This is a genomic window from Acinetobacter sp. Marseille-Q1623 (assembly GCF_902809895.1).
GTDB lineage: Bacteria > Pseudomonadota > Gammaproteobacteria > Pseudomonadales > Moraxellaceae > Acinetobacter > Acinetobacter piscicola_A.
On the sequence record NZ_CADDWG010000001.1, the window covers coordinates 253,191 to 279,710 of the forward strand.

Here is a 26,520-nt window from a genome sequence, read left to right on the forward strand (position 1 = left end):
GCCAAAATTTACAATTGGCATTTGGGAGAACCCATGGAAATCGTATGTCTTGATCTTGAGGGTGTATTGGTACCAGAAATCTGGATCAATTTTGCTAAGAAAACAGGAATCAAAGAACTAGAAGCAACAACTCGTGATATTCCTGACTATGATGTGTTGATGACACAGCGTTTGAATATTTTAAAACAGCATGGTTTAGGCTTAAATGATATTCAAGCTGTCATCGCAGAGATGGGACCTTTCGAAGGTGCAAAAGAATTTGTGGAATGGGTGCGTACTCATTTTCAACTGATTATTCTTTCTGATACATTCTATGAGTTTGCACATCCTTTGATGCAACAATTAGGTTGGCCAACCATTTTCTGCCATAAATTAGAAACGGATGAAAATGGCATGATCACTGCGTATAAATTGCGTCAGCCAGACCAAAAGCGTCAAGCTGTAAAAGCATTGCATGGTTTAAATTATCGTGTGATTGCAGCAGGTGATTCTTATAATGATACAACCATGCTAGGTGAAGCAGACCAAGGTTTCTTGTTTGATGCACCTGAAAATGTAATTCGTGAATTCCCTCAATTTCCACCGATTCATGGTTATGCGGCATTAAAAGAAGCGATCCGTAACGCTTCTGTACGTGATATTCCAGCATAAGCTTGTTGCATGAAAAAAGACGCTAAGGCGTCTTTTTTGGTTTGAGTTTATGAAAAATCATACAGCATGTGCTGAGTTATAATGCCCCTTTGATGATTGGGTAGACATTATTTAATAAAATTTTCTGTGCAGTTGTATTGGGATGCACTAAATCTTTTTGCATTAAATTTTGATGACCTGCAACTCCTTGCATAAAGAATGGATGCATTTTCACTTTATATTGTTGGCTAAGAATTTTGTAATTATTTTCAAAGGCTTTACTATAGGCTGTGCCATAATTGGGTGGAATTTTCATTCCCAATAGCACGACAGTGGCTTTACTTTGTTGACTTTTTTGAATCAGTTGCGCCAAATTTTTTTGAATCATTTGTGGTGGCTGACCGCGTAAACCATCATTTCCACCGAGTTCAATAACCACAACTTGTGGTTTATGCGTTTGTAGCAGTTTTGGCAAACGTGCCAAAGCGCCGCTGGTGGTTTCTCCGCTCACGCTGGCATTTACGACTTTATGCTGCTTCGGAAACTCTTGATTTAGGCGTAATTGTAATAAATTGACCCAACCTTGTTGCGGATTTATTCCATAACCTGCACTTAAACTGTCTCCCAAAATCATCACAGTTTTTGCAAAACTACTAACAGGTAGTAGCCAGATCGTGCTAAAAAATAAGCAAGCACTTATTTTTTGAACTTTTTTAAACTGAATTAAATTTTTAGTTTGCATATAGGGTTTCTTTGCCATGTCTTCGGTTTTGCCAAATTCGACTTTTATCATGCCACAAGCAATTATTTCTGCACAGCAACTTACACAAAGCATTCAATTACCACATCAAACTTTAACGATTTTTGAAAATTTAAATTTAGAGATTTTAGCAGGGCAGCAAGTGGCGATTACTGGACGTTCAGGTTCAGGGAAGTCCACCCTATTGGGGATATTGGCAACTTTAGACCAAGCCAGTTCTGGGCAATTGTCGATCTGTGGTGAAACTGTCCACAATTTAGATGAAGAACAACGGGCTTTGCTACGTTTGAAATATATTGGTTTTGTATTTCAGTCTTTTCAATTATTACCGCATTTATCGGCACTTGAAAATGTGATGTTGCCTTTGCGTTTACATGCCAATTTTAGCTATGCTGATGCCGAAAAAAAAGCGCTAAAATTATTACAACGCGTTGGTTTAGAGCGACAAAGTACACAACCCCCCAAAGTCTTATCAGGTGGTGAACAACAGCGGGTTGCAATTGCACGGGCACTCATTTCTGAACCTAAAATCATTTTTGCAGATGAACCTACAGGGAATCTAGATGGACATACAGCACAAGAGATTGAGCAATTATTATTTGAACTGAATCGTGAATTAGGCACAACTTTGGTGTTGGTTACGCATGATCCCAAGCTTGCTGCACAATGCCAAAGGCATTTTGAACTTAAAGAGGGTCAACTGATTGAGCAGACAGAGGTGTCGCGATGATGGCATTATTTAAGCCGTTGTTTCGACAGAGTTTCGGTACAACAGGTATTTATTTGTTGATCATTGCATTAAGTATTGCCATTAGTGCCACAACCGCCTTGAAATTTAGCAATGAACAAGTACAAGATGCGGTGTCCTTGCAAGCAGCAAAAATGCAAGCTGCGGATTTGGTACTCAGTGATAATGCACCTATTGCAGCGCCATGGATCAAGCAAGCAGAACAACTTGGGTTGAAACAGTCGCATGTCACGATGTTTGGTACGATGGCATCTACCGATGATCAATTTGTTATGGTGAATGTCAAAGCCATTGATCAAGCTTTTCCTTTACGTGGTGAATTACGCATTCAACCACAAGCGCAATATTTACAATCTGGGCAAGTGTGGTTGAGCCCACGTGCGATGGATTTACTCAAGGTGAACGTGGGGGATCAGATTCAAATTGCGGATGGAAAGTTTAAAGTTTCGGGGAAGATTGAACGTGATTCGAATCAAGAGCTTGGCTTTTCAGCATTTTCTCCTACCGTGATTATCTCCCAAGCGGATATTGCTAAAACCAATGCGATACAAGTCGGGAGTCGTATTGACTATCGTTTATTGCTTGCAGGTGATAAATCCCAAACACAGCGCTATGAGCAAATTTTTCAGGCTTTTCAAGATAAACAAAAACAACGTTTAGCAGCCTTACAACACAGTTCGACAGCCCAAGAAAATTTGGCGCAACAAGACATTGCAGCCGCATCAGACTTAAAACTACGTAATGCGAATGAAGGTAATACACGTCTTATTAAACCGATTGAAAATTTGGATACTTTTCTACAATTGGCAAATATCATGACGATTTTGCTTTGCGGTTTAGCGATTGCTTTAACCAGCCAACGTTATGTACAGCAAAATCAAGATTATATTGCTTTGATGCGGTGTATGGGGGCAAGTAAAAAGCAGATTTTTCAAACTTTTATGGCATTGCTTGCGGTGGTGATCGTTATTTCAATGGTGCTTGGCAGTGTTTTAGGGATGCTGTTGGGTTATGGGTTGTTACAACTGATGTTGCAATTGATCCCATCGCTTGAGTTGCAGTTTTCAGTACTTGGCATGTTGTTTGGACCTTTACCTATTGCGATTTTTACCAGTGCAATTGTATTGTGCGGTTTTATTTTGCCAAGTTTATGGCAACTGTTGCGTACCCCCCCGATTCGGGTAATTCGTCAGCAAGAACAGTCGAAAAGTTCTTTATTATGGATGTTTGTAACGGGCTTATGCAGCCTAGTGATTTTTAGTTTGGTGTTGACTGAAAATCTAGTCTTGACCAGTGTGGTGATCGGCGCAATCATCGTGCTGAGTATAGTGTTATTTGTTGTGGTTTATGCGATTTTAAAACTGATTAAATCTTTGAAAAATCGTTGGTCAAGTTATGTACGTATCCCTACGCAAACGGCGATTCAGATCACGGCTTTGGCTTTAGGGCTGAGTTTAATTACCGTGTTGAGTGTGTTAAGAACGGATATTTTAGAGCGGTGGCAACAGCAATTGCCTATGGGTACACCGAATCAATTTATTTATGGTTTACCGCCTCAAGATGTTGCAGATTTTAAGCAACAGATTGCAGCACACAACTGGACAGCGACACCGTTATATCCCAATGTGCGCGGACGTTTGATTGCGAAAAATGGGCAAGCATTTCCCAATGCTTTGGTGGAAAAGAATAATGCTTTAAAAAGAGAATTAAATCTCACCCAAGCAGATCATTATCCTAAAGACAATGTGATTGTAGAAGGACAAAGCCAATTAGCGGCAGGTGAAGTCTCAATTGAAGCCAAGCTTGCACAAGATTTGGCGATCAAAATTGGTGATCGTTTAACGTTTAGTTTGCCTGAAGGACAGTTTGAGGCTCAGGTGACCAATTTACGCAGTGTGGAATGGCAAAGTTTTAGCCCAAATTTCTTCTTTATTTTTGCACCCAATACTTTGGATGAAAATGCAGGCAGTTTCCTCGGCAGTTTTTATGTACCACCTGAGCAAAAGGGTCAATTGGTAAAGGTTATTCAACAGTTTAGCAATACTGTTTTTATTGATGTCTCAGTGATTTTGGATGAGATCAAGCGTTTGGTGAATGTCTTGGTGCAAATCATTACTGTATTGGCTGTGTTGGTGACGATTTCAGGTATTTTAGTTTTGGTCGCATGCATTAATTTACTTTTAGATGAACGTAAACGAGAAGTCGCATTGTTGCGTTCCTTTGGGAGCACCAAGGCACAATTAAAAAATAGACTCACGATGGAAATAGGTTTTATTGGTTTCATTGCAGGCATTGTTTCGTGTTTCTTTGCTGAAATTATCAGTGCAATTGCCAGTCATCGTATGGATCTGCAGATACAAATGCATTGGCAAATTTGGATGATTCTGCCGATTTTAATGACGGTGATCTGTGCTTTGATTGGGCGTTATCGTTTGAGCTACTTAAGTGATATTCCGCCCTTACAAAGTCTAAGAGAAATGAATTAATCTGTGTAAATGTAGAAAAAGCCAATGGCCCAACCATTGGCTTTTTTATGCATCCATTTTAATTATATTTTGCTGAGTTTAATTGATCTATATGTTTAATACCATTCGATTAAAGTTAGATAATATAATTAAAAGTTTGCACAGACTCGAAATACATCGAGAGGTTTAAATTACTTTGCGTAGTCGATGCCTCACTTTTGAAGGATCAAAAGTGACAAAAATCCTTTATTGGACAAAGGGGATATCCATATCACCCTTGTCCAACGGCGACATCCTTGTCGCCTCACGATAGCATCACCCTGTTTAAATCAATTGATGCTGAAAAGCAAAAGCAACTAAGCTATATAAAGTTAATTTAACAGATTGGCATAAGCTTGCTTCTAAACGTGTTCTAGACTCAAAACAGAAGTGCAAGACATGGTCTGTGTTAAAGATTTAATTGGCTTTTCATTTGGATGACTGCATCTTTCCATAAAGGTGTAAGTGGTTGAATTAAGTGTTGTAAATACAGGTAAATAACATAAGTTGTGGCCGCCGCAATGATGAGAATGAGCATCTTTAGTAGAGTGTTGTTTTGATGACGTTGTGTCAAATACCACAATAATGCCAAGATCGCACCCATGATCATGCCGCCAATATGTGCCGCATTGTTGATGCCTGAGGTGAAAAAACCAAATGCAAGGTTAATTGCTAAAATCGTGAGTAAAGACTTTTTATCTAAAATATAGCGTTGTTGTGGTGTGGGTGGAAAGAGGGACAATAACGTCAGTGCGCCACCGAGTCCCATAACGGCACCTGATGCACCTGCAGATACACGGGGAATTAAGCTTTGATCGAAACTTTGTAACAGTTCATAGCTGTTACGAATATCAATATAACCACTGAGCAAGCTGCCCATTAAACCTGCCAATAGGTACAAGCCGAGATAATAAAATTTGCCAAAGCTTTCTTCTGCAACATTGCCAAATACATAGAGCGCCCACATATTAAAGCCCAAATGCATTAAGCCGAAGTGAAAAAACATACTGCTAAATAAACGAAAAGGTTCTTCTAAAAAGGTTAAAGGTGCATAATCTGCACCCCAAAGTAATGCATCTCGGATACTTGGGTCACTAATGTTGACACCTGAAACAATTTGCCAAGCAAATAAGCCCACATTGAGTACGATTAACATCAAGGTGATTTTACCAATGGCTTGTCGTGGTTGGACTTGGAAGGGTTGTTGCATTTCTGACATAACATTATATTCTGTGCTTTGTTATACACTTAAGCTTAGCATGGATTTTTGATCATTCAGGAGTAACAGACTGACGTGAAAGCCTTTATTGTTCGTACTTTGTTAATCATTGTCAGTATTCTTATTCTGATTCAATTGTGGATTTTTTCAAGTTTGGTGTACTGGCGTAGCCATCCTGTCGAAACCACAATGTTTATGCGTTGGACATACTTATCGGATTTTGAACCGATCAAGCACCAATGGCGTGATTATGATGACATTAGTGATAATTTCAAACATGCTATTGTGGCTGCAGAAGATGCGAAATTTGTTGATCATCATGGTTTTGACTGGGATGGCATTGAAAATGCGCTTGAACGCAATATGAAAAAAGAAAAAGTGGTGGCGGGTGGTTCAACCATTTCTCAGCAGTTAGCAAAAAATTTATTTTTTTATAATCGTCGTTCTTATATTCGTAAGGGGCAAGAAACCATTGCGACCATTATGATGGAGCGTATGTGGTCGAAACAACGTATTTTAGAAGTCTATATGAACTCAGTTGAGTTTGGAGATCACATTTACGGTGTAGAAGCTGCAACACGACATTATTATGGTAAAAGTGCGCAAAGTTTAACCCGTGAACAAGCTGCATTTTTGGCTGCGATTTTGACCAATCCTAAGTATTATCAAGAACATCCTGATGATCGTAAAGTGCAGTACCGTAAAGGCTTAATTTTAAAATATATGCGTTCTACACGAATTCCAGAGGCTTGATAAAGTCTTGCAATTTAAATAAATTGCTCAAGAAAAAGTGCAGTCGATGCACTTTTTTTTATGAAATTGTCACAAAATTGAAGCATACTAAGAGAAAGATTTTTAAATGCAGGCAATTTGCATGACTACCGCAGTAAATCATACAGCAACTGAATATACCTATAATGAACGCTATATTAATCGTGAATTGTCAATTTTAGACTTCCATCTACGTGTGTTAGAACAGGCGGTTGACCCTTTACATCCTATTTTAGATCGGATGAATTTCTTATTGATCTTTTCACGTAACATGGATGAGTTTTTTGAAATTCGTGTTGCTGGGGTGATGGAACAATTGGCTTTAGGTAATGAAAGTCGTAGTCCAGATGGTTTAACGCCAAAACAAGTTTTAGAATCGATTTCAAAAACTGCACATGCTGCAATTGAACGTCAATATCGTATTTTAAATGATGAAATTTTTCCAAAATTACGTGAAGAAGACATTTGTTTCCTACGTCGTGGTGAGTTAACACCTGCACAGTCTGCGTGGATTAAAAAATATTTCCAAGAACAAGTTGCTCCTGTTTTAACTCCAATTAGCCTTGATCCTGCACACCCATTTCCACGTTTAGTGAATAAAAGTTTAAACTTTATTGTGACTCTAGAAGGAAAAGACGCTTTTGGGCGTCAAATTGATCTTGCTGTTGTACCTGCGCCGCGCTCATTGCCACGTGTTGTACGCTTGCCTGATGAACTTACAGGGGGGAAAGAGCACTTTGTTATGCTGTCTGCGATTATTCATGAACATGTGTCTGATCTTTTCCCAGGTATGACAGCAACGGGATGTTATCAATTCCGTGTTACACGAAATGCTGACTTGGCATTGAACGAAGATGTTGAAGACCTCGCGAAAGCCTTAAAAGGTGAATTAAGTTCGCGCCGATTTGGTCGTGCTGTGCGCTTGGAAGTGACTGAAAATTGTCCACAGCATATTTATGAGTATTTACTCGATGAGTTCGATTTAGAAGAAGAGCAATTATATAAAGTAGATGGACCTGTGAATTTGGCACGTTTGGTGTCGAACTTTAAACGTCCCCACATGCGTTATGATGCACATATTCCTGCTATTCCGAAAGTGCTAAAAAAGACTGAAAATATTTTTGCGGCAATGCAAAAGCAAGATATTTTACTACATCATCCGTTTGAATCTTTTGCCCCAGTCATCAACCTATTGCGTGAAGCTGCACGTGATCCACAAGTCTTAGCGATCAAACAAACGTTATACCGTAGTGGTGCGGATTCTGAAATTGTGCAAGTACTTGCTGAAGCAGCACGTAATGGTAAGGAAGTCACTGCGGTGATTGAGTTACGTGCACGCTTTGATGAAGAATCAAATATTGCAGTCGCCAATGTTTTACAAGAAGCAGGCGCAGTGGTTGTATATGGGATTGTGGGCTATAAAACCCATGCCAAAATGATTTTGGTGGTACGCCGTGAAAACAATAAATTGGTGCGTTATGTGCATTTAGGAACGGGAAATTACCATGCGACTAATGCGCGTATTTATACAGACTATGGTTTAATGACCACAGACAAAGAGCTGTGTGAAGATGTGCATCGCATTTTTCAAGAACTGACAGGTATGGGGAAAATGGCGAAGTTGAAGAAGCTTCTTCATGCACCATTTACTTTGCATGCACAGTTGATCGCATTTATTGATGAAGAAATTGCCAATGCTAAAGCGGGTAAGCCTGCGCAGATTATTGTGAAAGTCAATGCACTCACTGAAGTACAATTGATTAATAAACTTTATGAAGCATCTCAAGCAGGTGTGCAAATTGATTTGATTATTCGCTCAATTTGCTGTTTGCGTCCGGGTTTACCAAATCTATCGGAAAATATTCGTGTACGTTCAATTGTGGGGCGTTTCTTAGAACATACGCGTGTTTATTATTTTAGCAACAATGGTGATGCGCGTATTTATTGTTCAAGTGCGGACTGGATGGATCGTAACTTATTTAATCGCGTTGAAGTTTGTTTTCCAATTGAAGATCCAGCATTGAAAAAACGTATTTATCAACAAGGTTTATTGAATTATTTACAGGATAATCAACAGGCTTGGTTGTTGCAAGGAAATGGTACTTGGGTGCGTGCAGAGCCTAAAGAAGGTGAAAAACTACATAATGCACAACGTGTTTTACTTGAAGCATTTAAATAGATAAAAAGTACGTAAAAAAAATGGAGTCATTAGACTCCATTTTTTTAATCATATTTTCAAAATTGAAAACTTAAGCTTAGTGCAATTCTACAGCAATAATTTTTTGTAAAATTTGGATTAAGACATCAAACTCACTTTGTAGAGGAGTACTTTTACGTGTGACTAAAGCCAACGTGCGTGAGGGTGCATTTTCAATAGGTTTAACGACCAATTGCTCATTGCTTTTCAGCATGTTTGTATGCACAGCAATTTCAGGCAATAAGGTAAAACCTAAGTTAGAGTTAACCATTTCCACCAAAGTTGGCAAAGAGCTTGCTTTTAAACGATGATCATTTTTACGCTCACCGATTGGGCAGGCACTTAAAGTATGATCACGTAAGCAATGACCTTCTTCTAACAACATAAGATGTGATAAATCTAAGTCATCTAAAGAGCGTGCATTGACTGCATTTTGGTCGGCTTTATTACACACTAAAAATAAATTTTCTTTGGAAATTTCAGCAACTTTTAAACCACGTGTGTCAAAAGGCAGTGCTAACATGATCATGTCTAAATTGCCATGCTCAAGTTTTTCTACGATTTTTTCACTTTGTGCTTCATGCAAATGTAACTGAATTTTTGGAAGTTGTTTATGAACTTCACTCAACAGTTGCGACAAAATAAACGGAGCAATCGTTGGAATAATCCCAAGATGTAAATCGCCAGTCAAAGGCTCACTCATCTCACGACTCAAACGCATTAAGTCTTGAGCATCAGCGAGTAGAACACGGGCTCGGGCAACGACTTGCTCGCCAAGTGGGGTTAAACGTACATTTTGGCGGTCACGTTCAACGAGTACGCCACCCAATAAACGTTCTAACTCCATAATCCCGCCTGAAAGGGTGGACTGAGTGACAAACGAACGGCGCGCTGCTTCAGTAAAGTGCAACGTCTCGGACAGCGTTACGAGATATGACAGCTGTCTTAGGGATGGTAATGCAGCCATAGTGTCCTAATGTTTATAATTTAAAATGATGCGCAAATAAACCGCTCAGTTGGGGAATGAAGTGCGGTGGTATATCATGCCCCATTCCTTGAATTAATTCAAATTTAGCGCCTTGAATTGCTTTTGCCACCGCCTTGCCATGACTTGGCGGAAGTAAACGGTCACGAGAACCATGTACCACGAGCGTCGGCTTTTGGATTTGTTTATCCAGTTTCAATAATGAACCTGTACATAATATTGCTAAAAACTGTTGAAGTACACCCGCAGGATGGTAACTACGTTGATATAATTTACGTGCCATCTGCATGGCTTCGACTTGGTTGAGATAACCCGGTGAGCCAATGGTCTTAAAAACTTTCAAAGAATGGTTAATAATGCCATCTTCATCGTGAGATTCGGGTTTGCCGATAAGACTAAAGAGTTGCTTTGGAAATGGTGGCGGTAACAAGGGTTGATTATTACTGGTAAAGAGTAAACCCACTTTTTCTATTTTTTCAGGATATTTTGCTGCTAAGATTTGGGCAATCATTCCTCCCATCGACGCACCAATAATATTGATTTTGTCTAGACCCAAGCGTTCAATCAAGAGGGCAACATCATTTGCCATGTCAAAGAGATTATACGGAGCACCTTGATTTGGCATACCAAAGGCAAAACGTCCCATCATTTTCATCGTATTGAGGCGTGGTCCTTGATGGCGGACTTTAGACGATAAGCCAATATCACGGTTATCAAAACGAATCACGTGATAGCCTTGATCAATTAAGGATTTACAAAAAAAATCAGGCCAAAATAACATTTGCGCACCCAAACCCATGACCAAAAGAATAGTGGGATGTTCAGGATTACCTCCAGACTCAACATGCAATTGAATGCCATTGCCTAAATCGACTTTGGTCTCTTGCATAAATGTTGTGTAGGGGGAAGCTTCAAATTGGAGTGCGCTATTCATTTTTATTTTCCTTATAGAATGTTCTATTGCTAGAACATTCTTGATTATATCACTTTAACTTATGTTGCAGGAATGAGGTCTGGCACCAATTTAGTGAGTGCTAAACGTTGTTTACCTGCGGTTGCACCGAGCAGTACAAAGCCACGTAATGTACCGTCAGCATCGGTTGCTTTGGATAACATACCATCATCAAATTCTTCATTGTCCCAAGTGACATCGACACCGATTGGAGCGGGTAATACAGTCAATGGTGCAGCAGGGGTTTTGACGGCAACAGGCATCGCTGGATAATGTACATGGGTACTTTGACCACTGAGTGTTTTTGCCAAGGCACGTGCTTGTTGCATTAATGGCATAACATATGGAAGTAAGGTTCCATTCACTTCAGCACAGTCACCAATCGCATAAATATCGGGTTGGTTGGTTTCTAATAAAGTATTGGTAATGACACCACGACTGGTGGCAATTTCTGCGCTTTTTGCAAGGTTAATATTCGGTTGTAAACCAATTGCAGATAAAACCACATCAGCAGCAAGAGATTGACCATTTGCAAGCGAAATTTCATAACCACGTTCAACTTTAGAGACTTTTTCAACCGTCGTGCCTAACGCAAATTTGATGCCTGATTCTTCCAGATTTTGTTGGAAAGCTTGTGCAACATGATTGGGTAATAGACGACCTAATGGTTGAGGTGCTAAATCGATGACAGTCACTTGATGGCCTGTGTTTTGTAAATCATTGGCAAATTCACAACCAATTAAACCAGCACCTAAAATCACAACACGTTTGGCATCACATTCACCTGTTGCACAATTTTCAAGGGAATCACGGAATGCACGGTAGTCGATGAGCGAGTTCACCACATGAATGTCATCACTGCCATCACCTGCAATAGCAAGGCGAATTGGGTTTGCACCCACTGCTAAAACCAGTTTTGAATAGTCTTGTGTAGATACTTGACCATCTTTTTCAATGGTTAACTGATGCTTTTCTGCATCAATTGATTTTACCCATGTTTCTTTTTCGATCCGCATGTTTAATTGTGCTGCCATTTTTTCAGCATCACCTAAACCAATTTGATCAGGTGCTTTTTTGCCCACAAGTGCATTGGAAAGTGTAGGTTTTGCATAATTCACCGCATCATCTGCGCAAATCATCACCAACTCTTGTTCTGTGCTTAATTTACGAAATTCTCTTGCTAGGGTATAACCCGCCATGCCTGAACCTACGATGACGACTGGTTGCATATGATTCTCCATACTATTGCAATATTATATACGTGATAAAAAAGACCATGTGAACATGGTCTTTTCTGATGTACTGATTATACTTCTACCATCTCAAAATCAGCTTTAGATACACCACAATCTGGGCAAGTCCAATCATCAGGAATATCTTCCCATTTTGTTCCAGCTGCGATGCCATCTTGTGGCCAGCCTTCTGCTTCGTCATAAATCCAACCACAAACGATGCATTGATATTTTTTCATCTAATTCTCCAAAATCTGACAGATGGCTTATGTTTGCTGTCAGTCAAAAATCTTGCTACTACATTGACTCTAGTGATATGCATTGCAATGGGTACATATTCAAATAAATTTTTACGCAGTTCAACAACGAATGTAAAGTAAATATTGGAGTTTACCCAACTAATTCTAAAGCTGAATGGCAGAGTAGGACAAAAGCGTGGTTGTTTGGGCGAATTTCACAGTTTTTTTGAGTTAATCTGGGTGGATGATATGTGATTTTTCATTTATTTTACGATGTATATAAAATAAATTTTTATGTAGAATTAGAATATTTACACTAAAATCAAACTATTTATCAAAATGTTTGAAATTTGAGTTCTATCTTGATTGCAATACATTAGATGAAAATTACGCTATTTAGACGATGGTCTAAAAGCTTTTTTCTTTAATTTTTAATATAATGGATTATATAAATCTATACCTAATATTTTTTAAATAAATGGTTATTGTTAAATCAATAACTTATAAAAATGAATTGTGCTTTCATTGTCTTAGCGACTTTTAAAAATACATCAATCAAGTTAAAATTGCAGCATCCTTTCATTCATACAGTCTCCCCATTATGAACACGTCTACAGCTTTGTGGTCTCACATTCGTACGGTCCAAGATTTTCCTAAACCAGGTATTTGTTTTTATGATTTAACGCCACTTTTTATGAAAAATCTTGAGCCATTGACAGACGCATTGGTGGCAAGTATTCCTGTTGAGCAATTGGCCGAAGTGGAAAGTTTTGTGGCTGTAGAAGCACGTGGTTTTGTTTTGGCAAGTTTATTGGCACAACGTACAGGCAAAGGTTTATTGTTAGTGCGTAAAGCAGGTAAGCTTCCACCTCCTGTGATTGGTGTGGGTTATAGCCTTGAATATGGTCTAGATCGTTTGGAAATGTCTGCTGATATTCAACCGCAAAAAGTCATGATTGTGGATGATGTGTTGGCAACAGGTGGTACTTTAAAAGCCGTTAAACAGTTGATGAATAAATGTAATCATACTGTATTGGGTGCAAGTATCTTCCTTGATTTGCAAGACTTACATGGCGATTTAGGTTTAACTATTTGGTCAGTTTTGGATGAGCAATCTAAACCTGAAGCAGCAGTTGCTTAAATCTTACATAAAGAGATTTTAAAAAGCCTTGTAAACATGATTTACAAGGCTTTTTTTATAGCGCAAAGGTCTTTTGCATATATTCCAGCATGCGATTTAAATTATCTGGTGAGGCTAAGCGATGATGTCCACCTTGCATCATTTCAACATGCATATAAGACTCTAAAATATTTGAAGTTTCATACATATCAAGAATTTCATCACCTAATTCAATATACGCTGTTTGTGGAATATCATGTTCTAAATCATGCACGGTGATGGGAGCATAGTCTGTACGGAAATCAGGCTGCAAACTTGGATTGGCAATAATGGCAGGAATACGAAAAAGTTGTGACATTTTTAATGCCCAATATCCCCCTAGACTATGTCCAACGATAAGTTTGGGTTGAATTTTATGGATAATATTCTGATAAAGCTCTGCGACAGTGTCATAGTTTAAATTGCGATAATCAATATCTATACAATATTTTTGTGCAGCATCTAATGCATGAAATTTGGTTGAATCTTTTGATGAGTCGAGCCCGTGCATAAATAATATTTTTGACATATACATATTCATTTTTTTCACTTTTAAAACTGTCTTTATTCACAAAGATAGAGAAATTGATATGGTTTACTTTTCAACTATTTCTAAAATTATTGTACTCAGTCACTTTAAAAAGCCTAGTTAGATTTTGGTCTAAGATAAAGATTTTCAGTGATAGCGATTGATTGTTTGTAAAAAAATCTTTTTAAATTAAATAATATTTTTTTAAGTAAATTTATGTTTTTAAATATTATTTAATAGTTATTTGGTTGGAATATCTATGTGTTTTATAACGTAAAGGAATGTAGTCCTGTTGCATATTGAGTATTTTGCTCAGTTGAAGCCGACTAAAGTCCTATATGAAGATAGTCATTTTTAGATTTTTTAAGAATGCGGACAAACCAATTGTATCGGTTGTTCGGCTTCAAACTCTATAGGAATACCATTTTCATTGTAGGGTTGAAATTGGGAAGACTTAAGCTCTTCATATACTAAATTATTTAAGCTTATATTAGAGGAAGGATTGAGTAGCTTGACAGAATTCACGACACCGTCGTGGTTGATATGGAGTTTGGCTTTAAAAGTATAGTCACGATCTTTACGGATGATTGCTTGCTCATAAAAAGGATCATCGGCACGCAATTTACAAAATTTTGCTGAAATTTCAGCTAAGCGTTGAAAGCGAGGTTGCTTTTTCCAAGCAACACCTAAAGGGAATTTAACATGTAAAATATAACTTTTTGTGGGTTGTGCTGTGCGGTGTATTGTATTTTGTGTTTGCTCTTCAATAGCAGGGATATTGCTTAATTTTTCCAGCTCTTCAGCATTATAATTTTGTGCGAGTTCTAAAGCACGTCGATCTAACATTGGAAATTTTGCATTTGGGTTGAGTAATTTGTGGGAAATGCTTTTATTCTGTGTATCTATCATTAATTCAATTTGCCAAACATAATTTTCAGTCTTTAAATTGGTGTGTTCGACTTGATTTAAGCTGTAGATGTAGGGGGCGGAAGTGATTGTTTGAGTAGAATTATTTTGCTCAATTGCCCATGCAGCTGTGGTAAAAAGTAACTGACTTAGAAAAATAATAGAAAATTTAGACATAGCTTGAATATTTAATTGGGCTTTATTAGAAATTGCTGCAATTGTGTGCTGCTTATTATGATGTAAATCTGCTATGCTATGCAACTTCCGTTTTTTATTACAATCGAGGCAGAGATGACGCAACATAACGCTCAATCGACTTCTGAACAACACATTTCCGAAAACGATTTAATCGCACAGCGTCATGCCAAGCTCAAGCAAATCCAAGATCACGCCAAGGAAACAGGTGTTAGCCCGTGGCCAAATACATTTAAGCGTGAACATTATGCGCAAGATTTACAAGACCAATTCGCTGATAAATCTAAAGAAGAAATCGAAGCTGGCGAACATGTGCATGTAAAAGTTGCAGGTCGTGTGATGTTGAACCGTGGTTCATTCATCGTGATCCAAGATATGACAGGTCGTATTCAACTGTATGTTGCACGTAAAGAACTTGCTGCTGAAGTATTAGACACGATTAAAAGTTTAGACCTGGGTGATATTATCGCCGTAGAAGGTTATATCGGTCGTTCAGGCAAAGGTGATCTTTATGTTCATATTGAACATTTTGAATTACTCACGAAGTCATTACGCCCACTTCCGGACAAATTCCATGGTTTATCTGACACTGAAGCGAAGTATCGTAAACGTTATTTAGACTTAATTGTGAATGAAGAAACACGTAAAACTTTTGAAATTCGTGCAAAAGTGGTGTCAGGCATTCGCAACTACTTAACCAATGAACGTTTCATGGAAGTTGAAACACCAATGATGCATGTGATTCCAGGTGGTGCATCTGCACGTCCATTTGAAACACATCATAATGCATTAGATATGCCATTGTTCTTACGTATTGCACCTGAGCTTTACTTAAAACGTTTGGTTGTCGGTGGTTTCGAGCGTGTATTCGAAATTAACCGTAATTTCCGTAATGAAGGTGTGTCTACACGTCATAATCCAGAATTCACCATGATCGAATTCTATCAAGCTTATGCAGATTACAAAGACTTGATGGAATTAACTGAAAAGATGCTTGAAAAATTAGCCATTGACATCTTGGGTTCAACCGATGTGCCTTATGGCGAAGAAGTGTATAGCTTCAAAGGTCCATTCAAGAAAATCTCGATGTTTGATGCAATTCTTGAACACAACCCACAGTTCACTCCTGAAAATGTAGCCGACCGTGAATTCCTAGCAGACTTCGTGAAAAATGAACTGAAAGAACAAGTGAAACCAGGTTTTGGTTTAGGTAAATTACAAACCATCGTTTTTGAAGAAACGGTTGAGACTCAACTGCGTCAACCGACATTCATTACGGAATATCCTGCAGAAACTTCTCCATTGGCTCGTCGTAATGATGATAATCCACATATCACAGACCGTTTTGAATTCTTCATTGGTGGTCGTGAGTTGGCAAATGGTTTCTCAGAGTTAAATGACCCGATTGACCAAGCAGAGCGTTTCCAAGCACAGGTTGCTGAGAAAGATGCGGGCGATGATGAAGCAATGCATTATGATGCGGACTTCATTGAAGCGTTAGAATATGGTTTACCTCCTACAGCAGGTGAGGGTATTGGTATTGACCGTTTGGTGATGTTATTTGCCAATGCTGCAAGTATCCGTGATGTGATTTTATTCCCACATATGCGTATTAAATCAAATTAATTTTTAAGTTAAATAGAGAAAAGCCACTGAAATCAGTGGCTTTTTTTGTGTATTGCTTAGTGCGGTGTGGTTAAGTTTTTGAGTTTTTCAATGAACTGTGGCATAAATTTATCAATTTTGCCTTGTACAATGGCATTGCTTTTTTCAGTAGCGAGCGGCATTTTTTTTAGAATACTTTGTCCCATCGGTGTTTGATAGTATTGAATCATGCTATTGATTTCTTCTTGGGTATAAATGTCTTGCCAAACTTGAATGGTTTCAGGTTCAACCTGTGTCCATTGTGATTCTTGCATCATTAAATCAAGCATTTCTGCGCTAAATGTTTGAAACTTCTTTTGTTTGTCCTCATCTAAGTGTTTTGCTTGGCTATCAAGTACTTGTTGCATCATCTCTTGATAACTTTGTTTACTATATTCGAGTTCTTGTTCGTACTGGGTTTGAGCATCAAGCAGTTGCATCAGTTGCTGAATAGACGCTTTTGATGGTGTTTCAGCAAAAGCGCTTGCCGAGAACATAGAGCACAACATGATTGGATAAATATATTTTTTGAGCATAATAAAAATTCTTTGTTATGAATAGAAGTTAAGCGTTTTGTATAGTCATTTATAGGGTGTTGAGATGAGATGAAGTATATCGATGTGATGAATTTAATCGTCATTGATAGATTATCGGTAGAATCATAATGATAATACAGTTTCACCATTGAAAAATAGTGTCAAAAAAACTATGGTGGTGCTCAGCAATGTTTAGAGAATAAATGCGCATGTTTTTAAAGAAATCATTATATGCTGCTGTATTGGCAAGCTTATCTTTGCCTATTTTTGCACAAGGGTTGGTGCTCAATAATGAAGATATTCGTACAGATTTAAACTGGTTAAATCAACAAGGCGTGATTCAAATCAGTACATCAACTTGGCCAATGAGCGGTGATGAGATTCAACGTGCGCTCTCCGCAGCTAAAGTGACCAATAACACCCAACAAAAAGTGATTGCTTCAATTCAAAATGCTTTGAAAGCAGACAATCAAATGGCGAAGTTGGGCTTATTTGCTGAAACAGATCAAAAAAATGTGCCGCAGGCATTTGGTGATAGTCAAAAAGCACAATATGTCGGTTCTTTAGAGTTTAATGCGGGCGGTGAAAATTGGGATGCAAAAATTCGGGTCAATGGTGAGAAAGACCCACAAATTGACAATGGTCAAGATGTCAATGTTGAAGGTTCTTATCTTGCAGGTAAACTTTTTAATCAATGGTTAATTGCGGGTCAAATTCCAACCTATTGGGGGCCTGGACATGATGGTAGTTTGATTCGTGGTGATGCAAGTCGTCCTGTTTATGGTTTCACTGCGCAGCGTGCACAGCAAAATGCCTTTGAGTCTAAGTGGTTGTCTTGGATTGGTCCTTGGCAATATCAAGCATTTGCAGGTCGTTTGGATGATTACAAAGCAGTACCAGATGCGAATTTAGTGGGTTTACGTTTAACTGCGCAACCTTTGCCGTATTTAGAGCTAGGTGCCTCACGTACATTCCAAATTGATGGTGAAGGACAACCTGGTAGTGCAAAAGCGTATTGGAATGCATTTATTGGTAAAGATAATGAATGTAATGCACAAGGTTGTTCAGGAGAAGGAAATGCATCAAACCAATTGGCAGGTTTTGATGCTCGTTTGAATTTGCAACAATTAGCCAATGTTCCGATGAGCCTATATGGGCAATTTATTGGTGAAGATGAAGCGGGTTTATTACCTTCTAAAAAAATGTATCTAGCGGGTGCAGATTATTCTTCAGCATATAAAGATATGCCATTCCAAGTGTATGCCGAATGGGCGAATACTGAAACCAATGGTGATGCAAAAGGTATTTCTTATAACCATCACATTTATAAAGATGGGTATTATCAGCATGGTTTCTCATTGGGTCATGCGATGGGGGGCGATGGTGAAATGGTCTCAGTTGGTGGTGATATTCGTTTAGATCTTATGAATCGTTTAAGCGGTCGCGCGATTTTTGCGAAAGTTAATCAATCAAATCGTTTAACCAATGCTGCTTTCCCTGAAGATGATAAAATTAAAGCATTGGATTTAACATGGACGCATTATCTAAAACCGACTGTTCCGTTAAAAATTAATGGTTGGGTAAGTGACTCTGATCGCGAAGGTAATGATGCTGGAGCTTCTATTGGTGTGGAAATTCCATTAGATAAAGCTATATTTGGTTACTAAGTAGACAATTGTCTTTTAGAAATACCTGATTTCAGGGATAGATTGAAAGCAGGTACTGAAATAAAATGATTTTACTTCTTTAATGACCATAAAGAAGTAATTCCTACCATTAAAAATATGATGTTAACGTTATATTTTTAATCGTTTTATAGCTTATCCTATGGATAAGCTTTTTTTTGCTTCTTTATAAGATGGCTAATTGGATACGCACTTTCATTTCCAGTGCTTGTCTTAACATGAAATGTTTGATCCACGGGATATTGTGCCCATGTGGATCTGTTTTTAAAGCAGTATCTAAAAATTTTAATTCTGTTCGATGAAAGAGTTGCATCTCAAAAACAGCATTAAATTCAGTAGTGTCCGCTGTAAAAGGGATTTTAAGCAGATAAAACTTTTTTGGAAAATTATAAAATGCATAAATTAAGTTAAAAGCACGTTGTTCGCCTTTTAAATTACCTGGCGCAATTTCATAAAGTCGGTCTTGGTTGCTCAAGGTGATCCCAATTAAATAATCGATATGTTGTTCATTGATTTGAATTGCGAACTGTAAACCAATTTGCTCCCCCGAATGTTCATGTTGAGCGAAAACATTGAGTGCTGAACCATCATCTTGATAAGGGGCTTGTAGTACGAGAATGTTGTCTTGTCGATAAATATGACCTGCAAGTTGAGCACGTTCTAGTTGTTGTTGAATTTGAAGTAGATCGAACATAAGTACTTTTAGTTAAATGTTTTAGCGTAAAAAATATGGTACACAAAATTTGCAACTGTATTGAGATTTGATTTTAATAGAAATTAATTTTTTAAGTCTAAATCAACACTATTTGTTGGTGTAGATTAGGTGTAATTTTTATTATAAGATTATGATTTTCATAAGTAAAAATAAATTTATTTTAAATTTTTTAATTTCTCTTTTGCCTCACGGAGTCCAAGATTTGCAGCATTTTGATACCATTGTCGAGCGAGTTGCAGATCTAAAGGGAAGTCATTTCGACCATAGTGATAGCTTTCTGCCATAAACATAAAGGCTTGAACAGATTTGGAGTCTATTTTTTCTTGGTACATGTCTTGCGCTAAAGCTTTATTTTCAGGTGTAGGTGTACCATAACCGAGCTGATAAAGATTGACGAGATGGAGTTGAGCGGGAGAGTAACCTAAATTGGCTGAATATTTGTACCAATAGATGGCTCGATCAAGGTCTTTTTGAATAATTTTACCTTCATGATAAATGACTCCTAAATCATAAGATGCTACTCGATTGTCATTGTGAGCAGATTTTGTGATCCACACGATAGCTTTTTGAGGATTTTTTTGTTCAAAATGATCATTCAGATAGAGCTTGCCTAACAAAAATTGTGCTAAAGCATCGTTTTGTTCAGCGGCTTTTGAAAGCCATTTGAAGCTTTGATTTAAATCCCTTTTAACTATTTCACCTTCAGCATAGATCGTTGCGAGTTCTGTTTGTGCCTGAGTATGACCATTTTCAGCCGCTTGCTGATAGTATTTCAACGCCAGTTGATGATTAGTTATACCTTCGAGTCCAAGTCTGAATTGTTCTGCTTATTCAAAAATTTGATCATTGTCATTTACGACTAGCTCAGGTGTTTGTGCTAAAAAATCTTCGATACATTGGTTAAATTCGTGCATTTTATTTTGATCATCATATGCTTGGCATATGTCTTTAAATTGCAGTTCTCCATTATTTCCAGCATGACTTAATAAGGGCAAAATCAAGCTAAACAGCAAAACGAACAAACGTGTATGAGGATGATGCTGAGGCATGAGTGCTCCTTTTATTTTAAATTTTTTAATATGGAATAAAGTGGGTTTTGCTGCCTAAGTGCTTGTAAATCAATTTAAATGTGCAAATCCAACAATAGCGATTCTTACATCGCATGACAAAGCTTGAAAATATATGTATTTAAGCATTCAAATCTTGTATTTATAAGCTTTTTTTGTATTGTATAAAGCCTGTTTTACTGGCAATACGATCATATAAATACTGTGCAGTTTGATTGGTTTCATGGGTGAGCCAATACACACGGTCAAAATCTTCTTTGCAATAGGCGTAGACATATTCAATGAGCTGACGTGCTAAACCTTGCTGACGATAGTTTTCATCGACATAAAGGTCTTGTAGGTAGCAATAAGGTAATGATGTCCATGTGCTTAGATGCGAGACTAAGTGTACAAAACCCACAAGTTGATCCTCTTTAAAAATACCAAAACCAAACAGATCTTGTTGTGCAGGATTTGTGATTCTGTTCCAAGAAGTTATGCTTTGTATTCTTGACATTTCTGTTTTATAAAATTTGAGGTAACTCTGCCACAGGGCGAGCCATTGATTAAAGTGAAGATGCTGTAAGGGCTGAATGCTGATCATGCTAAAAACCTTTTTTGTTTATGATGATTTTATATATGTATATAAAAAAACAAGCAAATCAAATCATCTGCAAATCACTATAATGAATATAAATTTTAATATGTGTAATAAGTACACCTTTTTGTGAGCTGGTGCTGTCAATGTCTATATCTGAGGAAAGACTTACTCATCTCAAACAGCTTGAGGCTGAGAGTATTCATATTATCCGTGAAGTTGCTGCTGAGTTTGAGAACCCAGTGATGCTTTACTCAATCGGGAAAGACTCAGCGGTTATGCTGCATCTTGCTTTAAAAGCATTCTATCCTGCAAAACTTCCATTTCCACTGTTGCATGTCGATACAGGTTGGAAGTTCAAAGACATGATTAAGTTCCGCGACAACATGGCGAAAGAACATGGTTTCGATCTGATCGTGCATCAAAATAAAGAAGGTAAAGATGCAGGTGTAAATCCATTTGATTACGGTAGCTCGAAATATACAGACATTATGAAAACTCAGGGCCTAAAACAAGCTCTAGATAAATATCAGTTTGATGCTGCTTTCGGTGGTGCACGCCGTGACGAAGAAAAGTCTCGTGCTAAAGAGCGTGTATATTCATTCCGTGACTCAAAACATCGTTGGGATCCAAAAAACCAACGTCCTGAACTTTGGAATCTTTACAATGGTAAAGTGAACAAAGGTGAAAGTATTCGCGTATTCCCATTGTCAAACTGGACTGAGTTAGACATTTGGCAATATATCTACCAAGAGAATATTCCTTTGGTGCCATTGTATTTGGCTGCTGAGCGTCCCGTGGTTGAACGTAGTGGTACGCTCATTATGGTGGATGATGAACGTATGCGCTTAAAAGAAGGCGAAGTTCCACAAATGAAATCGGTACGTTTCCGTACTTTAGGTTGTTATCCATTAACAGGTGCTGTTGAGTCAACTGCAAATACCTTACCTGAAATTATCCAAGAAATGCTTTTGGCTACAAGTTCAGAGCGTCAAGGTCGTATGATTGACCATGATGAAGCTGGCTCGATGGAAAAGAAAAAGCAGGAAGGTTATTTCTAAATTAATCTCTCCCCTTGCGCAGCAGTGCTGCTCATCTTTAAAAAAGAGAAGAGATTGTCCTTCCTTTATAAGAGGGGGAAACAGGGGGATTAAAAGAAACCGATTTCTAAAGAATATTGTGGAGCTTTGAGCAATGTCTCATCAATCAGAATTGATTAGCCAAGATATCTTGGCATATTTAAAACAGCATGAAAATAAAGACCTTTTGCGTTTTTTAACTTGCGGTAATGTCGATGATGGTAAATCGACTTTAATTGGCCGTTTACTTTACGATTCAAAATTGATTTATGAAGATCAATTACAAGCCGTGACGCGTGACTCTAAAAAAGTCGGTACAACGGGTGATGCACCTGACTTAGCGTTACTTGTCGATGGTCTACAAGCTGAACGTGAGCAAGGGATTACTATTGATGTGGCTTACCGTTATTTCTCAACTGAAAAACGTAAGTTCATCATTGCAGACACCCCAGGGCATGAGCAATATACTCGTAACATGGCGACTGGTGCGTCTACTGCGGATCTTGCGATTATCTTGATCGATGCACGTTATGGTGTACAAACTCAAACACGTCGTCATACTTTTATTGCGAGCCTTTTAGGGATTCGTAATATCGTGGTTGCGATCAATAAAATGGACTTGGTTGAATTCTCTGAAGCGCGCTTCAATGAAATTCAAGCAGAATACAATGCATTCGTGAACCAATTGGGTGACCGTAAACCTGCAAATATCATATTCTCGCCAATTTCTGCGTTGAATGGTGATAACGTTGTCAACAAATCACCAAATACGCCGTGGTATCAAGGTAAAACCTTGATGGAAACGTTGGAAACTGTTGAAATTACACGTGATACTAGTGCGCACGAATTCCGTTTCCCGGTGCAGTATGTCAACCGTCCAAATCTTGACTTCCGTGGTTTCTGCGGTACGATTGCTTTGGGTGAAGTGAAAGTTGGCGATGAAATCGTGGCTTTACCATCGGGTAAGAAATCAACTGTTAAAGAGATCGTGACTTTTGATGGTAATTTAGATCATGCGATTGCAGGTCAAGCGGTAACGTTGACGCTGAAGGATGAAATTGATGTTTCCCGTGGTAATGTCTTGGTGAAAGCGGGTGAGCAACCATCTTTGTCACGTTCTGTACGTGCGACCGTAGTGTGGATGGCAGACCAGCCTTTGGTGGTGGGTAAGTTATATAACATCAAAATTGGTACGCAAACTGTTCCTGCTAAAGTTGAGAAAATTAACTACCGTACCAATGTGAATACTTTGGAAAAAACTCAGGTCGATCAACTGGATTTAAATGCGATTGCAGATGTTGAAATCGAGTTTGATGCACCCGTATTGTTTGACCGTTATCAGGACAGCCGTTATACAGGTTCGTTCATCTTCATTGACCGTTTAAGTAACGTGACGGTGGGTGCGGGTATGGTTGAGGCAGCAGTGGAATGGACTGCGCACAATGAACCTGTGACTGCTGAAGCGCGTGCTGCACGTTTAGGTCAAAAACCTGCTGTCATCACTGTTTCTGCGAAAGTCCTTGAAAATGCACAAGCACTGGAAAGTTTATTGATTCAACAAGGTGTAGTCGCAATTGCTAAAGTAGGTCTGTCTACTGAGCAAGTTGCTTTGCTTCGTGAAACAGGTGTGGTTGTGATCACTGATGTTGAGCAAGGTTCAGATGTGACTTTTGCTCAAGAAACAGTTGAAGAATTGGCTGAGAAAATTGTAGAAACAGTTCGTCTGTAAAAGATTGGATTGATATAAATAAAACCCGCGAAAGCGGGTTTTTTTAAATGCATTATGATGAGAAGAATATACCATAATCAAACTAGCAGTGAAGTTGTAAAAAAATGGATCTCATAAAATATTGACGGGTATGATTTAAAGTAGCAATAAAAAAGCCTCTTTCGAGGCACATAGTCAATGTGAACTGACCGAAGAAAGATATTTTTGAATATATTCTTCACGTAACTCATTTCGCTGTACAGCTGTTGTTGCTTTTTGCATTTTGTTGCGCATTTCATTGCGTTCAGAGCTACTCATTTGTTGCCAAACTTCACGCATTTTTTGCTTTTCTTCTTCAGGAAGTTGTGTAAACCAATCCATTCGCTGCTGCAAAGCCACACTTTGCGACTCAGGAATTTCTTTTAGATTTTGATAACGCTTAATTAAAGCACGTTGTTCATCGTCAGATAAGGTATCCCAAGTGTCGTTTACTGGTGTATCTGCATCTTTAGAAAAAATCCAAAGACGCTCAAAGCCTGCAAAGCTTGTTTGCAAAAAACCAATCGCACAAAAAGCCAAAACGAATTTTTTAGCTGCCATGGGAATGACTATCCTCACCAAATACAGACAACATCTCTAAATCCTCCATCATTTGTGGTGAAAGCTTAGGGGTAACAACAACATGCTGTGTAGCAGGCGTTGTTTGTTCAGAATGAAAAGCATTCGGTAAAATGACAATGCCTGTTAATGCTGCTGCCAAAGCAAAGCCTGTCATTTTCCAATGAGCAAAACGAGAAGAGGGCTTGTCATGGATATGCTCAAGTACATTATTCATCACCACCGCTTTGTTGCGATGATTACGAGCAAGACCATCAAGTTTAGATGTAACTTGTTTCGTGAAATCATCATTATTCATCCGATGATCCTCCATAAGGATTTAAATGCGATAACATAGTTCTCAATCCTTGAATTGCCCTATGGTAATGGGTTTTAACGCTACCTTCTGTACAGTTCATAATTTCTGCTGTAGTTTGGGTATCAAAACCTTCCCATGCACGCAACATAAATGCTTGTTGTTGACGCACAGGCAAGCGACTGATCGCTTCCTGAATTTCTTCAACGGTCAAATCTTGATTTAAAAACTGTAAAGGATTAGGCGTGGACTCATCTACAATGTCCATTACTTCTTCATCGTCGCTGTTTATATCGACTTTTCGAAACAATGAAAAAGGTGAGGCACGACGAGCTTCTTTACGGCGCCAATCCTGTAACTTATTGTTTAAGATTGTATAAAATAGGGGATACCATTCATCGGTTGACTTTTCAGCATAGGATTTGTGTAAAGAAATAAAGGCTTCTTGTACTAAGTCCATGGCAATACCATTATGACCCTGAGTTGCACTTTCCATCATCACCAAGGCACGACCTGTCACGTCTTGCATAAAAAACTTCAGACGTTGCTCAGCCGTACTCTTTAGAGCAGCAGTTGTTTCAGACTGTGACTTCTTTGGTGCTAAATCCATAGAGATGGAAAATCCCGTCATTGGGCACCCACCATAATTTTATAAACCTACACATATAACGTTTAAAAACTCGGGTGGGTTGACAAACAATACAATTATTTTTATCAGTTTAAAGGATTTTTTAAGTTACAGTTCAAACAATAAAATAATTTAACGAATTAAAGGCGTTGACGTACCATTTCAAAGAAGCAGATTGAACCTGCAACAGCAACGTTGAGCGATTCTTGTCCACCAGGTTGAGGAATAGTCACAGCTTCAGCTTGTTGAAGTGCAAATTCAGATACTCCCTGACCTTCATTGCCTAAGATCCAAACGCACTGTGGGCGTAAGTTTTTGCTGTATAAACTTTCAGACTCGTGGGAACTGGTGACATAGACAGGAATTTTAAACTGTTTAAGAATGTCTTCTAAAACAATATTTTCATAAGTTTGTAGAGAAAAATGAGCGCCCATGCCTGCACGTAGTACGCGTGGTGACCATAAAGAGGCAGAACCTTTGGTGCAGACAATTTGTTCAATACCTGCCGCAGCTGCGGAGCGGAGCAGTGTACCGACATTGCCCGGATCTTGTACATTTTCCAAAATCAGTGTGTCTTCTGTAAAATTTAATGCCTGAGTTGAGGTCGGTAAGTCGACAATTGCTAAGCAGGCTAAAGTTGTCCCTAATGTACTCAAGTCTTTGTATAAGGTTTCACTGAGTACAAAAATAACACCTTGATAATATTCTGCAATTTTTTCAAAATCGGCATGTTCAAGGGCATGTTCAGTGGTAAAAATTGATTTGATTTGGCGCTTTTTTTCTAACCACGATAGGCAAAGATGAGTGCCTTCGAGTACGGTTTGACCTTGTTTTTTTCGATAAGCATTTTGTTCAATCAAACCACGTAAATGTTTGATTTTTGGATTGTCGCGAGATTCTAGAAAAATAGTGGGCATGGGAGTGCATCCAAGAGATGTAAAT

General features: G+C 38.3%; 27 protein-coding genes and 1 pseudogene. 10 read left to right on the plus strand and 18 right to left on the minus strand.

Annotated elements, in window-relative coordinates; translation table 11 throughout:
- Positions 1-33: 33 nt before the first annotated feature.
- Entirely contained in the window at positions 34-651 is a 618-nt protein-coding gene (thrH, locus tag HUV91_RS01190) for a bifunctional phosphoserine phosphatase/homoserine phosphotransferase ThrH (protein WP_130074708.1), read from the plus strand.
- 76 nt (positions 652-727) lie between these two features.
- Here the strand turns inward: thrH and HUV91_RS01195 are convergent, their stop codons facing one another.
- Positions 728-1,372 (minus strand): arylesterase, encoded by a 645-nt coding sequence (locus HUV91_RS01195; RefSeq protein WP_174492263.1) that lies wholly within the window; start codon positions 1,370-1,372, stop codon positions 728-730.
- A 16-nt stretch (positions 1,373-1,388) separates the two neighbouring features.
- Here HUV91_RS01195 and HUV91_RS01200 point away from each other — a divergent pair, with 16 nt between their 5' ends.
- Positions 1,389-2,120, plus strand: a complete 732-nt coding sequence (locus HUV91_RS01200; protein WP_174492264.1) for an ABC transporter ATP-binding protein — start codon at positions 1,389-1,391, stop codon at positions 2,118-2,120.
- The gene (locus HUV91_RS01205) at positions 2,117-4,624 is read left to right on the plus strand and encodes an ABC transporter permease (protein ID WP_174492265.1); all 2,508 of its coding nucleotides are present in this window, start codon (positions 2,117-2,119) and stop codon (positions 4,622-4,624) included. Before HUV91_RS01200 ends, HUV91_RS01205 begins: the two co-directional genes overlap by 4 nt.
- A 427-nt stretch (positions 4,625-5,051) precedes the next feature.
- Here the strand turns inward: HUV91_RS01205 and HUV91_RS01210 are convergent, their stop codons facing one another.
- On the minus strand, positions 5,052-5,861 hold the full coding sequence (locus tag HUV91_RS01210; RefSeq protein ID WP_174492266.1) for a rhomboid family intramembrane serine protease: 810 nt from the start codon (positions 5,859-5,861) through the stop codon (positions 5,052-5,054).
- A 75-nt stretch (positions 5,862-5,936) separates the two neighbouring features.
- Between HUV91_RS01210 and mtgA the strand changes: the two genes are divergently transcribed.
- Positions 5,937-6,614 (plus strand): monofunctional biosynthetic peptidoglycan transglycosylase, encoded by a 678-nt coding sequence (gene mtgA / locus HUV91_RS01215; RefSeq protein ID WP_174492267.1) that lies wholly within the window; start codon positions 5,937-5,939, stop codon positions 6,612-6,614.
- Between the two features lie 121 nt (positions 6,615-6,735).
- Positions 6,736-8,811, plus strand: a complete 2,076-nt coding sequence (ppk1, locus tag HUV91_RS01220; RefSeq protein WP_174492268.1) for a polyphosphate kinase 1 — start codon at positions 6,736-6,738, stop codon at positions 8,809-8,811.
- A 76-nt stretch (positions 8,812-8,887) separates the two neighbouring features.
- Here the strand turns inward: ppk1 and oxyR are convergent, their stop codons facing one another.
- The 4 genes from oxyR to rubA all read right to left on the minus strand — a co-directional run bounded on the left by oxyR (position 8,888) and on the right by rubA (position 12,237).
- Positions 8,888-9,796 carry a LysR family transcriptional regulator OxyR gene (oxyR, locus tag HUV91_RS01225; RefSeq protein ID WP_130074716.1) on the minus strand — a complete coding sequence of 303 codons (909 nt, stop codon included), beginning with the start codon at positions 9,794-9,796 and terminating at the stop codon, positions 8,888-8,890.
- 13 nt (positions 9,797-9,809) lie between these two features.
- Entirely contained in the window at positions 9,810-10,748 is a 939-nt protein-coding gene (gene estB, locus HUV91_RS01230; RefSeq protein ID WP_130074717.1) for an esterase EstB, read from the minus strand.
- A 59-nt stretch (positions 10,749-10,807) separates the two neighbouring features.
- Complete coding sequence (locus tag HUV91_RS01235) at positions 10,808-11,995, minus strand: NAD(P)/FAD-dependent oxidoreductase (protein WP_174492269.1); 1,188 nt, start codon at positions 11,993-11,995, stop codon at positions 10,808-10,810.
- A gap of 77 nt (positions 11,996-12,072) precedes the next feature.
- Positions 12,073-12,237, minus strand: coding sequence for a rubredoxin RubA (gene rubA, locus HUV91_RS01240; RefSeq protein ID WP_065994895.1), 165 nt, complete (start codon positions 12,235-12,237; stop codon positions 12,073-12,075).
- Positions 12,238-12,835: 598 nt separating this feature from the next.
- Between rubA and HUV91_RS01245 the strand changes: the two genes are divergently transcribed.
- Positions 12,836-13,378, plus strand: a complete 543-nt coding sequence (locus HUV91_RS01245) for an adenine phosphoribosyltransferase (protein WP_130074719.1) — start codon at positions 12,836-12,838, stop codon at positions 13,376-13,378.
- A gap of 55 nt (positions 13,379-13,433) precedes the next feature.
- Here the strand turns inward: HUV91_RS01245 and HUV91_RS01250 are convergent, their stop codons facing one another.
- Both HUV91_RS01250 and HUV91_RS01255 read right to left on the minus strand, forming a co-directional pair.
- Positions 13,434-13,925, minus strand: a complete 492-nt coding sequence (locus HUV91_RS01250) for a YqiA/YcfP family alpha/beta fold hydrolase (protein ID WP_174492270.1) — start codon at positions 13,923-13,925, stop codon at positions 13,434-13,436.
- Between the two features lie 363 nt (positions 13,926-14,288).
- A complete protein-coding gene (locus tag HUV91_RS01255) occupies positions 14,289-15,008 on the minus strand; it encodes a hypothetical protein (protein WP_174492271.1) in 720 nt (239 codons plus the stop codon).
- Between the two features lie 114 nt (positions 15,009-15,122).
- Between HUV91_RS01255 and lysS the strand changes: the two genes are divergently transcribed.
- The gene (gene lysS, locus HUV91_RS01260; protein WP_130074722.1) at positions 15,123-16,652 is read left to right on the plus strand and encodes a lysine--tRNA ligase; all 1,530 of its coding nucleotides are present in this window, start codon (positions 15,123-15,125) and stop codon (positions 16,650-16,652) included.
- 56 nt (positions 16,653-16,708) lie between these two features.
- On the opposite strand, the gene HUV91_RS01265 is transcribed toward lysS, so the two are convergent.
- Complete coding sequence (locus tag HUV91_RS01265; protein WP_174492272.1) at positions 16,709-17,206, minus strand: DUF2059 domain-containing protein; 498 nt, start codon at positions 17,204-17,206, stop codon at positions 16,709-16,711.
- A 209-nt stretch (positions 17,207-17,415) separates the two neighbouring features.
- On the opposite strand from HUV91_RS01265, the gene HUV91_RS01270 reads away from it, so the two are divergent.
- Positions 17,416-18,873 carry a capsule assembly Wzi family protein gene (locus HUV91_RS01270; RefSeq protein ID WP_174493567.1) on the plus strand — a complete coding sequence of 486 codons (1,458 nt, stop codon included), beginning with the start codon at positions 17,416-17,418 and terminating at the stop codon, positions 18,871-18,873.
- 184 nt (positions 18,874-19,057) lie between these two features.
- Here the strand turns inward: HUV91_RS01270 and HUV91_RS01275 are convergent, their stop codons facing one another.
- From HUV91_RS01275 to HUV91_RS01290, 5 genes and pseudogenes are all read right to left on the minus strand, one after another.
- Positions 19,058-19,585 carry a hypothetical protein gene (locus HUV91_RS01275; RefSeq protein WP_174492273.1) on the minus strand — a complete coding sequence of 176 codons (528 nt, stop codon included), beginning with the start codon at positions 19,583-19,585 and terminating at the stop codon, positions 19,058-19,060.
- Positions 19,586-19,761: 176 nt separating this feature from the next.
- On the minus strand, positions 19,762-19,938 hold the full coding sequence (locus HUV91_RS16665; protein ID WP_323847977.1) for a hypothetical protein: 177 nt from the start codon (positions 19,936-19,938) through the stop codon (positions 19,762-19,764).
- Positions 19,939-20,034: 96 nt separating this feature from the next.
- Positions 20,035-20,409: pseudogene (locus HUV91_RS16670) on the minus strand (tetratricopeptide repeat protein); the annotation flags it as partial.
- 24 nt (positions 20,410-20,433) lie between these two features.
- Positions 20,434-20,655, minus strand: a complete 222-nt coding sequence (locus tag HUV91_RS01285) for a hypothetical protein (protein ID WP_174492275.1) — start codon at positions 20,653-20,655, stop codon at positions 20,434-20,436.
- Positions 20,656-20,815: 160 nt separating this feature from the next.
- Positions 20,816-21,256 carry a GNAT family N-acetyltransferase gene (locus HUV91_RS01290; protein ID WP_174492276.1) on the minus strand — a complete coding sequence of 147 codons (441 nt, stop codon included), beginning with the start codon at positions 21,254-21,256 and terminating at the stop codon, positions 20,816-20,818.
- A gap of 146 nt (positions 21,257-21,402) precedes the next feature.
- On the opposite strand from HUV91_RS01290, the gene cysD reads away from it, so the two are divergent.
- Together cysD and cysN are read left to right on the plus strand one after the other, a co-directional pair.
- The gene (gene cysD / locus HUV91_RS01295) at positions 21,403-22,311 is read left to right on the plus strand and encodes a sulfate adenylyltransferase subunit CysD (protein ID WP_171457503.1); all 909 of its coding nucleotides are present in this window, start codon (positions 21,403-21,405) and stop codon (positions 22,309-22,311) included.
- Positions 22,312-22,444: 133 nt separating this feature from the next.
- Positions 22,445-24,058 carry a sulfate adenylyltransferase subunit CysN gene (gene cysN / locus HUV91_RS01300; protein ID WP_174492277.1) on the plus strand — a complete coding sequence of 538 codons (1,614 nt, stop codon included), beginning with the start codon at positions 22,445-22,447 and terminating at the stop codon, positions 24,056-24,058.
- 174 nt (positions 24,059-24,232) lie between these two features.
- Here the strand turns inward: cysN and HUV91_RS01305 are convergent, their stop codons facing one another.
- The 4 genes from HUV91_RS01305 to HUV91_RS01320 form a co-directional block, all read right to left on the minus strand.
- A complete protein-coding gene (locus HUV91_RS01305; protein WP_174492278.1) occupies positions 24,233-24,637 on the minus strand; it encodes a DUF3106 domain-containing protein in 405 nt (134 codons plus the stop codon).
- On the minus strand, positions 24,627-24,953 hold the full coding sequence (locus tag HUV91_RS01310) for a hypothetical protein (protein ID WP_130074730.1): 327 nt from the start codon (positions 24,951-24,953) through the stop codon (positions 24,627-24,629). The genes HUV91_RS01305 and HUV91_RS01310 overlap by 11 nt, the downstream gene beginning before the upstream one ends.
- Complete coding sequence (locus HUV91_RS01315) at positions 24,946-25,560, minus strand: RNA polymerase sigma factor (protein WP_165353096.1); 615 nt, start codon at positions 25,558-25,560, stop codon at positions 24,946-24,948. The genes HUV91_RS01310 and HUV91_RS01315 overlap by 8 nt, the downstream gene beginning before the upstream one ends.
- 158 nt (positions 25,561-25,718) lie before the next feature.
- Positions 25,719-26,495 (minus strand): TrmH family RNA methyltransferase, encoded by a 777-nt coding sequence (locus tag HUV91_RS01320; protein ID WP_174492279.1) that lies wholly within the window; start codon positions 26,493-26,495, stop codon positions 25,719-25,721.
- Between the last annotated feature and the right edge of the window lie 25 nt (positions 26,496-26,520).